Below are 284 nucleotides of genomic sequence, written 5' to 3'. Positions count from 1 at the left end.
CCCCCAGCCCGTCATCGCCGTGCTCAGGCAGGGGGCGGGCCCGGCAGAGACGGCGCTTCTCGAACTCCTGCGTCAGGAGAGCTGGCAGCTCTCCTCCCGCTGAACGGACGGGAATTCCGAAATCGCGGCGTACGGAATTCCTCGATTCCTTCGGCGTCAGCCCCTGGGGAATTCCCCGCCGTCCACGACGAGATTGCTCCCGGTCAGCCACCCCGCCCGGTCGGAGAGCAGGAACAGCACCGCTTCGGCGATGTCGTCGGGCTCACCGTCCCGCCCCAGCGGCG

1 protein-coding gene is annotated in these 284 nt (G+C 69.4%); it reads right to left on the bottom strand.

All coding sequences use genetic code 11. From position 1 onward, the window contains the following. Window positions 1-156: 156 nt before the first annotated feature. The coding region (locus BHU15_RS41990) for an SDR family oxidoreductase (RefSeq protein ID WP_255293324.1) at window positions 157-284 on the bottom strand (128 nt) is incomplete at its 5' end.

Source organism: Streptomyces niveus (assembly GCF_001723055.1).
GTDB lineage: Bacteria > Actinomycetota > Actinomycetes > Streptomycetales > Streptomycetaceae > Streptomyces > Streptomyces niveus.
This window is presented reverse-complemented; position numbering and strand designations above follow the sequence as displayed.